The organism is Acidiphilium sp. 34-64-41 (genome assembly GCF_002282635.1).
In the GTDB taxonomy this organism is placed as follows: Bacteria; Pseudomonadota; Alphaproteobacteria; order Acetobacterales; family Acetobacteraceae; genus Acidiphilium; species Acidiphilium rubrum.
Genome location: NZ_NCJX01000102.1, coordinates 1 through 13,740 on the forward strand (window position 1 = coordinate 1; position 13,740 = coordinate 13,740).

Here is a 13,740-nt window from a genome sequence, read left to right on the forward strand (position 1 = left end):
AAACTTTGTTAATTTGGGTTCGTGCCGGTGGAAACGCCCGCGCCCCAGGGTCAAAAAGTTTTTTGCTTCTTTTTTACAAAAAAGAAGCCTTCCCTTCCCCTCCCATACCGCACCGCACCGCAGCAACCCGGTTCCAGCCGAACCCAAAATGCTCTACAACACCCATCTGCTCGATGAGGGACCACCACAATGCCCAACCAACAGCCGATCACCCCCGATCATTCCACCCGCTCCTGGCTCGACCGCCTCTGGTCCTCGATCGCCGATCACGGCCGCAAATTCGTCACCCTCCCCAACGACAACCTCCCCTCGCGCGAACGCGCCGAACTCCTGGCCGATGCCCTGCTCGGCGGCCGTGGCGAAGCCTCCGGCGCCGCCCTCGCCGCCGCCCTGCTCGGCGCACTCCGCGGCCTCACCCCCGCCGACCGCACCGGCTTCCTCGAATTCCTCGCCAACAGCTTCGAACCCGACCCCGCCAAACTCGCCGCAGCCGCAAGCGCCTACCTCGCCGAACCCGGCGCCGCCACCGCCACCGCCCTCGCCGATGCCGCCGAGCCGCCCCGCCAGGAATTGCTCCGCCGCATGAACATGGCCCCCGGCGGCACCGCCGCCCTGATCGAACTGCGCATGGCCGTGCTCGCCGAACTGCGCACCAGCCCTGGCCTCGCCCCGCTCGATTCCGACCTGCGCCACCTGTTCGCCTCCTGGTTCAACCGCGGCTTCCTCGAACTCCGCCGAATCGACTGGCGCACCCCTGCCTTCGTGCTCGAAAAACTCATCACCTACGAAGCCGTCCACGAAATCGCCGGCTGGGACGATCTGCGCCGCCGCCTCGCGCCCGACCGCCGCTGCTTCGCCTTCTTCCACCCCGCCCTGCCCGATGAACCACTCATCTTCGTCGAAGTCGCCCTGGTCCGCGGCCTCGCCGAAGCCATCGCCCCGCTCCTCGCACCCTCGCCCGACGAATTATCCGGCGATGGCGCCCTGCACGATGCCGCCGCCGGCGCCGATACCGCGATCTTCTATTCCATCAGCAACTGCCAGGAAGGCCTGCGCGGCATCTCCTTCGGCAATTTCCTGATCAAACAGGTGGTCGCCGAACTCCAGGCCGAACTGCCCCGCCTGAAACGCTTCTCCACCCTCTCGCCCGTCCCCGGCCTGCGCCGCGCCATCCTCACCTGGCTCGACCTGCCGCAAACCACCCCGCTCCTCACACCGGAAGAGCGCGAAACCCTCCACCGCGCCACCGCAACCACCCCGCCCGACGACGCCACGCTGCTCAAAGCCACCCTCGAATCCGGCCCCTGGTGGACCGAACCCACCCTGGCCACCGCACTCCGCCCGCCGCTCCTCCGCCTCGCCGCGCAATACCTCACCGGCGCCTTCCGCGCGGCACCCAACACCCAACCGATCCGCCAGGACCCGGTCGCACGCTTTCACCTCGGCAACGGCGCCCGCCTCGAACGCATCAACTGGCTCGGCAACACCGCCAAGCGCGGCATGACCGAATCCTTCGGAATCATGGTCAACTACCTCTACGACCCCGAAGCGATCGAAGCCCGCCACGAAGCCTTCCTGCGCGACGGCACCGTCGCCCGCTCCACCGCGGTCGATCAACTGATGGTCCTGCCCGGCCAAAGCTGGCTCACCCGGCGAAAAAAGACCCCGATTGCCGCCGATAGCTGATCGCCCCATATAAGCGGCAGCATTTCAGACCAATCGAGCGGGGGGAACCAGTCATGAACGAGTCCAGCATCGCCGGCCGCGGCGCTTTCGGCGCGCGCACCCGGCTGAACGGACAGCAGATCGCCGGCTTCTGGGGTGCCTGGTTCGGCTGGATGCTCGATGGCATGGACAGCGTGATCTACGCCCTCGTGCTCGCCCCCGCCCTGACCCAGTTGCTGCCCCGCTCCGGCATCAAGCCCACCCCCGCCAACATCGGCGAAATCGGCTCGATCCTGTTCGCGGTCTTCCTGATCGGCTGGGGCTTCTCTTTCATCTGGGGCCCGATCGCCGACCGCTTCGGCCGCAAGAAATCCCTCGCCGCCACCATCCTGCTCTACGCGGTCTTCACCGGCGCCGCCGCTATGTCGCAGAACATCTACGAACTCGGCGTCTTCCGCCTGATCGCCGGCATCGGCATCGGCGGCGAATGGGCCATGGCCGGCACCTACGTCGCCGAAGCCTGGCCGGAAGACCGCCGCAAAATGGGCGCGGGCCTGCTCCAGACCGGCTATTACTTCGGCTTCTTCGTCGCCGCCGCGCTGAACTTCACGGTCGGCGCCGATTTCGGCTGGCGCGCGATGTTCCTGTGCGGCCTCGCCCCCGTCGTCATCTCGGTGCTGATCATGCTCGGCGTCAAGGAAACCGGCAAATGGCAACGCAACCGCGCAACCGGCGCCACCCACCCGCTCGCCGCCATCTTCGCCCCCGCCCACCTGCGCCAGACCATCGTGATGTCGGTGCTGCTGACCGTCGCGATCATCGGCCTCTGGGCCGGCGCGGTCTATGAGCCCAGCGCCATCATCATCCTCGCGAAAAAATCCGGCATGGCACTGCCGGCCGCCATCCACATGGTCTCGTTCGGCACCGCCATCCTCTCGCTCGGCACCATCCTCGGCTGCGTCGCCCTGCCCATCCTCGCCGAACGGTTCGGCCGGCGCAGCACGCTGGCGTTTTATTTCGTGGTCATGTTCATCACCATCGTCGCGGCGTTCGGCTGGGCATTCTATCTGCCGCCCACCCATGCGCTCACCGCGTTCCTGATTATCCTGTTCTTCCTCGGCTTCGGCGGCGGCAATTTCGCGATGTTCAGCCTCTGGCTGCCCGAACTCTACCCCACCGAAATCCGCGCCACCGCCTTCGCCTTCTGCACCTCGGTGGGCCGATTCGCCGGGGCTGCGGTCAATTTCATCCTGGCCGGCGCGGTGAAAGGCATGGGCACGCTCGGCACGCCGGTCGCCATCACCGCCGTCGCCTTCGCCATCGGCCTGCTGATCATCCCGTTCGGGCGCGACACCACCGGCCAGACCCTGCCCGAGTAGCAGCGTCAATCACGACGCTATAGGCGAAACGTAACAAAACTGACTATATAGGTCGCATGCTGAGCAGTTTACCAACCGATCTTCATGAACTCGACGAGGCGATTGGCCGCGCGCACGCGAGCCTTGCCGCAGAGCAGCGTAACGACGGTCATTACGTCTACGAACTCGAGGCCGATGCCACCATCCCGGCCGAATACATCCTGCTCGAGCATTTCCTCGACCGGATCGATCCCGCCCTGCAATCCCGAATCGGCATCTTCCTCCGCGCCATCCAGGGCGATTCCCCGCACAACCCCGGTGGCTGGCCCCTGTTCCACGACGGCGCGATGGATCTTTCGGCCAGTGTCAAAGCCTATTTCGCCCTGAAAGCGATCGGCGACGACCCCGATGCCCCGCACATGCGCCGCGCCCGCGAGGCCATCCTCGCCCGCGGCGGCGCCGCCCGCACCAACGTGTTCACACGCATCCAGCTCGCCCTGTTCGGCGCCCTGCCCTGGCGCGCCTGCCCGGTCATGCCGGTCGAGATCATGCTCCTGCCGGACTGGTTCCCGATCACGCTCTGGAAAATCAGCTACTGGTCACGCACCGTCATCGCCCCGCTGCTGGTCCTGATGACCGAGCGCCCCCTCGCCCGCAACCCGCACAACATCACCATCGACGAATTGTTCGTCACCCCGCCCGATGCCGTGACCGACTACATCCGCGGCCCCTATCGCTCGCGCTGGGGCCATGCCTTCAAAGCGCTCGACTCCGCGCTTCGCCCACTCGAACGCCATTTCCCCTCCCGCTCCCGCCACCGCGCGATCCAGGCGGCGATCGATTTCATTACCCCCCGCCTCAACGGCGAAGACGGTCTCGGCGCCATCTACCCCGCCATGGCCAACACCGTGATGATGTACCACACGCTCGGCTACGCACCCGACCACCCCGATTACGCCACCGCCTGGCAGGCCGTGCGCAAACTCATCACCGACGCGTCCGATCGTTTCGCCGGCGCCACCTACGTCCAACCCTGCCTCTCACCGATCTGGGACACCTCCCTCGCCGCCCACGCCCTCGCCGAAGCCGCCGGCGCCGGCGATGCCAAGGTCGCCGCCGCGTGCGACTGGCTGATCCCGCGCCAGATCCTCGACGTGAAGGGCGACTGGGCCCACCGCAAACCCGATGCCCCACCAGGCGGCTGGGCCTTCCAGTACAACAACGCCCACTACCCCGATGTCGATGACACCGCCGTGGTCGGCATGATCCTCGACCGCAACGGCGACCCCGCCCATCACGAGGCGGTCGAACGCGCCCGCCTCTGGGTGCTCGGCATGCAGAGCCAATCCGGCGGCTGGGGCGCCTTCGATTCCGATAACGAATTCACCTACCTCAACCACATCCCCTTCGCCGATCACGGCGCCCTGCTCGACCCACCAACCGCCGACGTCACCGCGCGCTGCGTCTCCTTCCTCGGCCAGTTGAACCACCCCGAAGACCGCACCGCGATCAATCGCGGCGTCGCCTACCTCCGACGCGATCAGGAAACCGATGGCTCGTGGTTCGGCCGCTGGGGCACCAACTACATCTACGGCACCTGGTCGGTGCTGTGCGCCCTGAACGCCGCCGGCCTCGATCATGACGACCCCACCATCGCCCGCGCCGCCAACTGGCTGATCAGCAAGCAGCGCGCCGATGGTGGCTGGGGCGAGGATTGCGAAAGCTACGCCGATGCGCCGCGTGGCGAATACCACCAGAGCCTGCCCTCCCAGACCGCTTGGGCCCTGCTCGGCCTGATGGCCGCCGGCCGCCACGATCACCCCGCCGTCGCAAGCGGCATCGCCTGGCTGCAATCGGTGCAGGAGGCTGATGGGTCCTGGACCGAGCAGCCCTACAACGCGGTGGGCTTTCCCAGGGTGTTCTATCTGCGCTATCACGGCTACCCGCGATTCTTTCCGTTGATGGCGATGGCGCGGTATCGGAATTTGTCGTTGGGGAATAGCGGGCGGGTGAGTTACGGGTTTTAGGTAAGAAGACAGCAGTTCTTTTTTGTAAAAAAGAACCAAAAAACTTTTATTAGTTTGGTTCGAGGCGCACGGCCGTCACAGCCTCCGAACCAGAGTCAAAAAGTTTTTTGCTTCTTTTTTACAAAAAAGAAGCCTTACCTTTACCCTATGTGGATGTGGCGGAATGGTAGACGCTGCAGACTTAAAATCTGTTGCCCGTCAGGGCGTGCGGGTTCGAGTCCCGCCATCCGCACCATCACGCCGTCAGCCGCAGATAGATCATCGGCAGCATCTCCGGCAGCCGCTCGATCCGGTCGATCAGCGCAATCCGGTGCCGCCCGAAAATCCGCCCGAAATACCCATCACCGCCCGCATCCAACCCGACGCAGAACACATCGATCCCGCGCAGCGATAATTCCTGCACCGCGTGCCGCGCATCCTCGACCAGATAGCGCCGATCGCCGACATCGATATCCGAAGGCTCGCCATCCGAAATCACCAGCAGCAGCCGCCGATACGCCGCCTGCTGCCCAAGCTCGCGGCCGGCATGGCGCAGCGCCGCGCCCAATCGTGTCGAGAGGCTGCCGGCCAGTCCCGCCAACCGCCGCTTCGCCGCGCCATCGAACGCCCGGTCGAACTCCTTGATCGCGCTGTAGCGCACATCATGCCGCCCGTTCGAACAGAACGCCCGCATCGCGAACCGATCACCGAGCCCCGCCATAGCATCGCCCAGCAACGCCGCCGCCGCCCGCTCCAACGCCAGCACACTGGTATCCGACCATGCCAGCACATCGTTGGTCGAGTGCGACACATCGAGCAGCACCAGCGTCGCCAAATCCCGATGCCGCCGCTCGGTCCGGCTATGGATCCGCGGATCGGGCGACAACCCCGCCCGCAGATCGATCGCGGCGGCGATGCAGGCATCGAGGTCGAGCCCATCCCCCTCGGCCTGACGGCGCAGCCGGCGCGGCTGGCTGACCTTGGCATGCTCGATCAGCGCCGCCAGCCGTTGCGCCAGCTTTGCATGATCCGCCATGATCTGATCGATCACCGCCTGCCGCCCCGCGCGCGCCGGATAGGCCCGGATCGTCGCCCAATGCGGCCGTGCCTGACGGATCAGATGATCCCACTCGGGATAGGACGCGATGGGTGGTGAGCCATCCTCGGTCGCGGCGGCGGGTCGTGCCGCATTGGCCGGCTGATTGTCCGCCTCATCGGGCGGGCCGCGCGGCGGTTCGGTCGCGGCCGGGGTGATTTTCGCGGCTTCCAGCCAGGTCTCGGAGTCCGCATCCGGCGGCGGTGGCTCGGCCGCGATCCAGATCCCGGCGTTGTCATCGCGATAGGCCGGTTCCACCACATAGGTCTTGGCGTTGAACGACACCCGCATCTGCCCGAGATCATTGCCGAGTAACCCGCCGATGCTGCGCGAAACCGCGGGACTGGCCCAATCATCGGCGGCGGCCAGAAACAGCGCGCGGCCCTTTTCGACCCAGGCGTCGCCATCGATATAATCAGGGTCGATCAGCGCCCGTGCCAGCCGCGCGAACAGCGCCGGTGCCATGCCGCCGCTGCCAGGTGAGGCGACGTGAAACGGCAGAAACAACCGCCGCAACCCCGGAAACCGCCGCATCGCCAGATGCTCGACCCGTGCATCCTCGATCAGCGAGATCAGCGCCACCTGCAAAGGCTTCAGACTGCCCTGGGTAAAGCGCGTCTCGGTGAAGCGAAGATGCGCCCCGGCATGCGCGATCGCTGCGTGATACAGCCGCGTCGCCTGCGCCGGCGCAAAGCCGCGAAACCGCTCGGGCAGCCGCACCACACCGTGGCCGAAGCTCACCCGCCCCGGCGGCGCCAGCGCCTCCACCGGCATCGCTTGGAGTCTCGGACTGGTATCCCACAGCGCGGTGACGAACCCGCCGAGCCGCCGCTCCAGGCTTGCGAACTGCCCAGTTTGTTCCGCGCTCACCGCAGACAGGCATCCACCGTCGCGGTCAGCGCATCCCGCAAATCCGGATCGTCGGTGATCGGCAATATCAACGCCACCTGGCACGCCGCCGCCGGTGCCACGCCGCGCGCGATCAACTGCCCGGCGTGGATCAGCATCCGCGTCGATGCGCCTTCATCGAGCCCATGCCCCTTCAGATGCCGCGCTGCCTCGCCGATCAGAACCAGCCGCTTCGCATCGTCCTCGGCAATTCCTGCCTCATGCGCGACGATCGCGGTTTCCAGCGCCCGATCGGGGTAGAGAAACTGGATTGCGGCAAACCGCTGCTTGGTCGATTCCTTCAGATCCTTCAGCACGCTCTGATAACCGGGGTTATACGAAATCACGAGATGAAAATCCGGATGCGCCGTGATCAGCTCGCCGGTTTTCTCGAGCGGCAGCACCCGCCGGTCATCCGCCAGCGGATGGATGACGACCGTGGTATCCTGCCGCGCCTCGACGATTTCGTCGAGATAACAGATCGCGCCATGCCGGACCGCCCGGGTTAGCGGCCCGTCGTGCCAGACCGTGCCGTTCGCATCGAGCAGAAACCGCCCGACCAGATCCGATGCCGTCATGTCCTCATGGCACGCGACAGTGATCAGCGGCTTGCCCAACCGCCAGGCCATGTATTCGATGAACCGCGTCTTGCCGCAGCCGGTCGGGCCCTTCAACATCATCGGCATCCGCGCCGCATAGGCTGCGGCGAAGAGAGCGATTTCGTTGCCCACGGCACAGTAATAGGGCTCGGTGGTGATGCGGTGGGAGTCCAGGATCATAGAGCTAGCCAATCAACGGAAGGTAAGACTTCTTTTTTGTAAAAAAGAAACAAAAAACTTTTGTTAATCTGGGCTACGGGCGGCTTCAGCGGCACGGGCACAGATGAGTGAAGTTTTTTTGCTTCTTTTTTTTCAAAAAAAGAAGTCTTCCTTCCTGCCTTCACTTCACCGATGCCCAGCATTCCCCTCGTTCGGCAGCCCATCGATCGGACATTCCTCGACACCCACGGTCGTGCGAGTCATCGCCTCAACCATCTCGCGCGTGCCCTCGGGATCGCTGATCCATTTCTGATAGAAATCATACGGGCATTCCGCCACACCGGTGACACCCTCGCGCGAGTTGATCTTGCCGGTATAGCCGCGGTGCAGCAGCTTGAAGAGATGGTTCTCGCTCTGCATCGTCCGCCGCGCATCGCGGATCAGCGAGACCGACAATTGTGCGTAATTGATCCCGTATTCCTCGGTGCCGCATTCACCCAGGGTCCGCCCGTCGAACCCGATAATCGAGGAATGGCCGAAATAGGAATAGACTCCATCGAACCCGGTTGCGTTCGCCACCGCGACATACACATTGTTCGCCCAGGCCATCGCCTTGGCCATGATGACCTGCTGCTCCTTGGCCGGATACATATAGCCCTGGCAGCGCACGATCAGCTCGGCCCCCTTCATCGCGCAATCGCGCCAGATTTCGGGGTAGTTGCCATCGTCGCAGATGATCAAGCTGATCTTCAACCCTTTCGGACCGGTCGACATGTATGTGCAGTTGCCCGGATACCAGCCTTCGATCGGCACCCACGGCATGATCTTGCGATATTTCTGCACGATCTCGCCCTGGTCGTTCATCAGGATCAGCGTGTTGTACGGCGCCTTGTGCGGGTGCTCCTCGTGGCGCTCGCCGGTCAGCGAAAACACGCCCCACACCTTGGCTTTCCTGCAGGCGGCGGCGAAAATATCGGTCTCTTCGCCAGGGCAGGACGATGCGGTTTCGTACATCTCGGCGCTGTCGTACATGATGCCGTGCGTCGAATATTCCGGAAAGATCACCAGATCCATGCCGGGCAATCCGGTCTTCATGCCCACCACCATGTCCGCGATTTTCTGTGCGTTTTCCAGCACCTCGGCGCGCGTGTGCAGGCGGGGCATTTTGTAGTTCACCACGGCGACGCCCACCGTGTCCTTGCTGCTCGAAATGTCACCGTGAAGCATGGGTCCGTTCTCCAGAAATGATGGCCGGTTAACAAGAAACTCAAGCGAAAGCCGAACAACAAAAAACCCTCGTGTCGTCCACCTGGGGTGGCCGCTACGAGGGCGATATCGCCGTTCAATTGTCCACGGCGCTGTTGCCGTTCGTCTATCGTAACGCTTGATCCGACCTCACGATCGGTCCGCGTCTTCGCTGCAAGACCTATCCGAGCAACTCGTGCGAGTCAATAATTGCCGCAGCTACCGCGTTGATCGTCACGCGACGGTCCATCGCCTGGCGGCGGATGAAATTATACGCATCGCACGCTCGATCGTGCGCATTCCGCGCAATGTTTCATCGAGCTTGTCGATCCGCGCGCGCAGGCGCTGTTCATAGGCAAACCTGACATGGGCATGCAGCACAATGGCCGGCACCACCCCTGGCGCCAACGGGCGGGGCAGTAGCGCATCCGCCGCGATATTGTGCAATTGATCGAGCGCCGGCGCACCGGCGGGCAGCACCACCACCAGCGCCGCCTTCGCCTGGCCCGGCACCCAGGGCAGCCGATGCGCGAGGCCCGGCACCAATTCACTCACGATCACATCCGCCTCGACCGGATAGGTCTCCGGCGCCGGCCAGCAATGGCGCACGCTGGCGCGGGTGCGCTGCAATTCGCGGATCAGCATTTCGCCTTCGGCACTGCGCGGCGTCATCACCACGATATCCAACGCCGCCAGCGCCGCTTCCTGCCGACCACGCCCCCCTGATTCGCGCCCCGGTTGTTCCCGAATCATGCGACTTGTGCCCCATAGCCGACCAGATACGGATCGGCGCCGACCGGCACGCGGGACTGCCAGAAGATGTCGAATTTTCCATCCCCATTCGCCCGCCCCAGCCGTGTCCACAAATCCGTGTGGCCGCACATCGGGTTGATCGTGATCTGGCCCTGCGGCGCCTCGAACGCGGAACCCAGCACCATCGGGCGCAGGCAATCGGTCTCGATCGAATTGGTCATCGCCAACGCGCGGGCGAAAATATGAACCTGAAAATACGCGGCCTCGACGCACATGTTCGTCGTCTGATCCGACCCGAAGCGTTTTTTATAGCGCCTGACGAACGCCCGATTCACATCGGAATCGACCGCCTCGAAATAGGGTGCTGCGGTGATGTGGCCGCAACCGACATCCGGCCCCATCGCGCCGATCTCGGCCTCCGTCGTGGTCAGGCTCGCGATCGGCATGATGCGCGGATCGAACCCGGCATCGGCGTAGGCCTGATACAAATGCGTCGTCGCTTCGCCGACCACGGTGGAAAAAATCACGCTCGGTCGCAACTGCCCGCATTCACGCATCAGCGGCAGAAAATCGCGCCGCTGCGCCCGCAGGCCGACATAACGCTCGCCCACCACGGCACCACCCGCCATTCGCACCAGTTCGCCGATCACCCGGTTGGACTCGCGCGGATAGATGTAATCCGACCCGATCAGAAAGAACCGGTTGCCGTAGGTCTTCAGCAAATACTGTGACAATGCCACGCTGTTCTGGTTGGGCGCGGCACCGGTATAGATGATGTTGGGCGAATACTCGAACCCCTCATACAGCGTCGGATACCACAGCAGCCCGTTCAGCCGTTCCACCACCGGCAGCACCGCCTTGCGGCTGCTCGAGGTATAGCAGCCGAAAATCGTGGTCACGCCGTCATCGATCATCAGCCGCTTGGCATGCTGCGCAAACCCCGCCGTGCTCGAACCCGGATCGTAGTGGATCGCACGCAATTCGCGCCCGTTGATGCCCCCGGCCGCATTGATCTCCTCGATCGCCAGGATCGATGCCTGTAACTGCGTCTGCTCGATGACCGAAGTGATACCGGTTTTCGAGAACAACAAACCAACCCGCCACGGCGCGCCGGTCCTCGCCGTGGGATTACCCATGCGTGCAACCTTCCGATGCCAAGAACATTAAATTTTTATTTCGCCGCAGACTTCCAAAACATTGCATGAAAGCGCAAACGCCCGCAAGGATTTTTCGCTATGCGCGGGCTGGACAAGGAAGTGCTTCTTTTTTGAAAAAAAGCAGCAAAAAACGTTCTGGATTTGGGGTACGGGCATTTGGAGCGGCACGGGCATAATATCGCGATTTTTGTGCTTCATGTTTGTTTGCAAACCACGACACCTTGCCTCCAAACCTGCGCGCCGCCTACCGTGATCCCGCGATGGCAATCACCCAACCACAGGAGCGATCCGATGCTGCGTGCCTTGAAGGCGGTGTTCGATGATCGGAGCGACAACATCCGCGGCAAGATCGTCGCGAGCTACGCGTTCCTGATCGCGCTGAACATCTGCGCCTGGGCCGGCGCGCTGCTCGTGTTCCGCCACAATACCGTCCTGCTCGGGTTTTCCGCCCTCGCCTACGCCTTCGGGCTGCGTCATGCCGTCGATGCCGATCATATCGCGGCGATCGATTCCGTCACCCGCAAGCTGATGCAGGAGAAACAACGACCCGCCATGGTCGGCTTTTTTTTCTCGATGGGCCATTCGATGGTTCTCGTGATTGCCACCGCCGCCATCGCGCTCACCGCCATGACCATCGACCATCGCTTCACCATGCTCAACAGCGCCGCCGGCATCATCGGCACGCTGATCTCGGCGGTCTTTCTGTTCTCGATGGCCGCAATGAATCTGGTGATTGCGCGCTCGGTCTACGCAACATTCCGCGCCGCGCGCCGCACCGGGCGGTACGCCGATGATGATTTCGATATCCTGTTGAACAAGCGGGGCTTCATGTCGCGCCTGCTGCGGCCGCTGTTCCGCCTGGTGACGCGTAGCTGGCAGATGCTGCTGGTCGGCCTGCTGTTCGGCCTCGGGTTCGACACGGCGACCGAGGTCAGCCTGCTCGGCATGGGCGGTGCGGAGGCGGTCAAGGGCGTGTCGGTCTGGGCGATCATGATGCTGCCGATGCTGTTCGCTGCCGGCATGTCGCTGGTCGACACGACCGATGGTATTCTGATGCTCGGCGCCTATGGCTGGGCCTTCGTCAAACCGATCCGCAAGCTTTACTACAACCTGACCATCACGGTCGTTTCGGTCATTGTCGCCGTCATTGTCGGGAGCGTCGAAACGCTCGGCCTGATCGCCAACGAATTCAGCCTGCATGGCCTGTTCTGGCGCACCATCGGTGCCGCGAACGACCGGTATTTCGGCATGATCGGCTTTCTGATCATCGGAATTTTCGTCGCGAGCTGGCTCGTCTCCACCCTGGTGTATCGGCTCAAGCGGCTCGATGAGGTCGAAATCGCGCTGGTCGATTGATCCTGAGAGCGGCCCAACGCACTGGCACGACCATCGGCACTGCGCGGCGGCAACCGCGCGGTCGCGGACATTGTCATTTAATCATCACGCGCGGGGCACCGGTTCCGTGCTTTAGCCTCTGGGCGCAATTCGCATGCGATTGTCCGTTCAAAACCAGCCGGGTGATGCCATCGATATGACTGAACTGACGATACCGGTCGATCGGCGCACACGGCCGATCGCGCCGTCGGCATGCTGTCCGTCCGTCCAGTTCGTCTATTTCGATGCCGGCGGCGGCCATCGCAGCGCCGCTCTGGCCCTGCGCCAGATCATTGAGCAGCGCTATCCGACCTGGCAGGTGGAATTGGTCAATCTGCAGGAATTGCTGCGCCCGGTCGACCCGATGCTGCGGCTCACCCGGCGGCGCGTTTCGTCCGAGACGGTCTATAACGGCATGCTCAAGCGCGGCTGGACCTATGGCTCGCTGCCGCTGCTGCGCGGGTTGCAGGCCGGCATCCGCCTGCGCGCCGCACCGATCGAGGCGCTGCTCGAAACCCATTGGCGCCGGCGATCGGCCGACATAGTGGTTTCGCTCATTCCGAATTTCAACGGCGTGCTGTTCCGCTCACTCCGCCGCGTGCACGCCGAGGTGCCCTACGTCACGATCATGACCGACATTGCGGATCAGCCGCCGCGTTTCTGGCAGGAGGATCAGGACCAGTTCATCATTTGCGGCAGCGACAAGGCGGCCGAACAGGCGCGCGCGCGGCATTATCGGCCCGAACGCATCATGCAGGTGTCCGGCATGGTGCTCGGCCCGCGCTTCTATCAGGCCGCACGCATCGATCGCCGCGCGGAACGACTGGGCCTGGGTCTCGATCCTGATCTGCCCACCGCGCTGATCATGTTCGGCGGCAATGGTTCGAAACTGGCACTCACCATTGTGGAACGCCTCGCGCGCCTGCCCTTCGCGGTGCAATCGATCGTGATGTGCGGCCATAACCGGCTGCTCGCCGCACAACTCGCGCGGACCGAACGGTGCCGCGCGGTCGGCTTTACCGATCAGGTGCCGCACTATATGCGCCTCGCCGATTTTTTCATCGGCAAGCCGGGGCCGGGCAGCATCAGCGAGGCGCTGCATCTTGGACTGCCGGTGATCATCGAGCGCAACCGCCGCACCATGCCGCAGGAACGCTATAACGCGGAGTGGGTCGCCCAGCACGAGGTCGGTCTGGTGATCCGCGATCTGCGCCATGTCGGCCAAGCCGTCACGGCTTTGTATCGTGATGATCGGCTGCACGTGTTCCGGCGGAACGCGCTTGGACTGCGTAATCGGGCCCTGTTCGAAATTCCGGACCGGTTGGCCTCGATCATGGATCGGTCGTTGCGTGCCTATCCGGTTAAGTCAGACACCCACTACATGTGGGGTGGACCCATGCTCCCGAATAAAGCTGGGCATAGGTTGGCGCCTCGGCGCCG

10 protein-coding genes, 1 tRNA gene and 1 pseudogene are annotated in these 13,740 nt (G+C 63.7%); 6 read left to right on the forward strand and 6 right to left on the reverse strand.

The features are described from left to right. Positions 1 to 189: 189 nt before the first annotated feature. The 4 genes from B7X49_RS16175 (at position 190) to B7X49_RS16190 (ending at position 5,285) form a co-directional block, all read left to right on the forward strand. A complete protein-coding gene (locus B7X49_RS16175) occupies positions 190 to 1,686 on the forward strand; it encodes a malonyl-CoA decarboxylase (protein WP_286704812.1) in 1,497 nt (498 codons plus the stop codon). A 53-nt stretch (positions 1,687 to 1,739) separates the two neighbouring features. Next, complete coding sequence (locus B7X49_RS16180) at positions 1,740 to 3,044, forward strand: MFS transporter (protein WP_286704811.1); 1,305 nt, start codon at positions 1,740 to 1,742, stop codon at positions 3,042 to 3,044. Positions 3,045 to 3,100: 56 nt separating this feature from the next. Then, positions 3,101 to 5,050, forward strand: coding sequence for a squalene--hopene cyclase (gene shc, locus B7X49_RS16185; protein ID WP_286704810.1), 1,950 nt, complete (start codon positions 3,101 to 3,103; stop codon positions 5,048 to 5,050). A 149-nt stretch (positions 5,051 to 5,199) separates the two neighbouring features. Continuing rightward, positions 5,200 to 5,285: transfer RNA gene (locus B7X49_RS16190), tRNA-Leu, on the forward strand. Here B7X49_RS16190 and B7X49_RS16195 read toward each other — a convergent pair. The 6 genes from B7X49_RS16195 to B7X49_RS16220 all read right to left on the reverse strand — a co-directional run bounded on the left by B7X49_RS16195 (position 5,286) and on the right by B7X49_RS16220 (position 10,905). Further along, positions 5,286 to 6,995: a nitric oxide reductase activation protein NorD gene (locus tag B7X49_RS16195; protein WP_286704809.1), complete on the reverse strand. Its 1,710-nt coding sequence runs from the start codon at positions 6,993 to 6,995 to the stop codon at positions 5,286 to 5,288. It abuts the tRNA gene before it with no gap. Further along, positions 6,992 to 7,792, reverse strand: coding sequence for a CbbQ/NirQ/NorQ/GpvN family protein (locus tag B7X49_RS16200; RefSeq protein WP_286704808.1), 801 nt, complete (start codon positions 7,790 to 7,792; stop codon positions 6,992 to 6,994). The genes B7X49_RS16195 and B7X49_RS16200 overlap by 4 nt, the downstream gene beginning before the upstream one ends. Further along, positions 7,789 to 7,974, reverse strand: coding sequence for a hypothetical protein (locus tag B7X49_RS16205; protein WP_286704807.1), 186 nt, complete (start codon positions 7,972 to 7,974; stop codon positions 7,789 to 7,791). The genes B7X49_RS16200 and B7X49_RS16205 overlap by 4 nt, the downstream gene beginning before the upstream one ends. Next, positions 7,958 to 8,998 carry an aliphatic amidase gene (locus tag B7X49_RS16210; protein WP_286704806.1) on the reverse strand — a complete coding sequence of 347 codons (1,041 nt, stop codon included), beginning with the start codon at positions 8,996 to 8,998 and terminating at the stop codon, positions 7,958 to 7,960. The genes B7X49_RS16205 and B7X49_RS16210 overlap by 17 nt, the downstream gene beginning before the upstream one ends. A 252-nt stretch (positions 8,999 to 9,250) precedes the next feature. Then, positions 9,251 to 9,769: a hypothetical protein gene (locus B7X49_RS16215; protein WP_286840199.1), complete on the reverse strand. Its 519-nt coding sequence runs from the start codon at positions 9,767 to 9,769 to the stop codon at positions 9,251 to 9,253. Beyond that, positions 9,766 to 10,905 (reverse strand): transporter substrate-binding domain-containing protein, encoded by a 1,140-nt coding sequence (locus B7X49_RS16220; protein ID WP_286704804.1) that lies wholly within the window; start codon positions 10,903 to 10,905, stop codon positions 9,766 to 9,768. The genes B7X49_RS16215 and B7X49_RS16220 overlap by 4 nt, the downstream gene beginning before the upstream one ends. A 312-nt stretch (positions 10,906 to 11,217) precedes the next feature. Here B7X49_RS16220 and B7X49_RS16225 point away from each other — a divergent pair, with 312 nt between their 5' ends. Together B7X49_RS16225 and B7X49_RS16230 are read left to right on the forward strand one after the other, a co-directional pair. Then, positions 11,218 to 12,282 (forward strand): HoxN/HupN/NixA family nickel/cobalt transporter, encoded by a 1,065-nt coding sequence (locus B7X49_RS16225; protein WP_286704803.1) that lies wholly within the window; start codon positions 11,218 to 11,220, stop codon positions 12,280 to 12,282. Between the two features lie 883 nt (positions 12,283 to 13,165). Continuing rightward, positions 13,166 to 13,447, forward strand: a pseudogene (locus B7X49_RS16230) (glycosyltransferase); the annotation flags it as partial. Between the last annotated feature and the right edge of the window lie 293 nt (positions 13,448 to 13,740).

What these genes read in the sequence shown, in the direction of transcription:
- B7X49_RS16220 (WP_286704804.1), bottom strand. Translation starts at nt 10,905, where the DNA reads ATGGGTAATCCCACGGCGAGGACCGGCGCGCCGTGGCGGGTTGGTTTG.
- B7X49_RS16215 (WP_286840199.1), bottom strand. Translation starts at nt 9,769, where the DNA reads ATGATTCGGGAACAACCGGGGCGCGAATCAGGGGGGCGTGGTCGGCAG.
- B7X49_RS16210 (WP_286704806.1), bottom strand. Translation starts at nt 8,998, where the DNA reads ATGCTTCACGGTGACATTTCGAGCAGCAAGGACACGGTGGGCGTCGCC.
- shc (WP_286704810.1), top strand. Translation starts at nt 3,101, where the DNA reads ATGCTGAGCAGTTTACCAACCGATCTTCATGAACTCGACGAGGCGATT.
- B7X49_RS16225 (WP_286704803.1), top strand. Translation starts at nt 11,218, where the DNA reads ATGCTGCGTGCCTTGAAGGCGGTGTTCGATGATCGGAGCGACAACATC.
- B7X49_RS16180 (WP_286704811.1), top strand. Translation starts at nt 1,740, where the DNA reads ATGAACGAGTCCAGCATCGCCGGCCGCGGCGCTTTCGGCGCGCGCACC.
- B7X49_RS16175 (WP_286704812.1), top strand. Translation starts at nt 190, where the DNA reads ATGCCCAACCAACAGCCGATCACCCCCGATCATTCCACCCGCTCCTGG.
- B7X49_RS16205 (WP_286704807.1), bottom strand. Translation starts at nt 7,974, where the DNA reads ATGCTGGGCATCGGTGAAGTGAAGGCAGGAAGGAAGACTTCTTTTTTT.
- B7X49_RS16200 (WP_286704808.1), bottom strand. Translation starts at nt 7,792, where the DNA reads ATGATCCTGGACTCCCACCGCATCACCACCGAGCCCTATTACTGTGCC.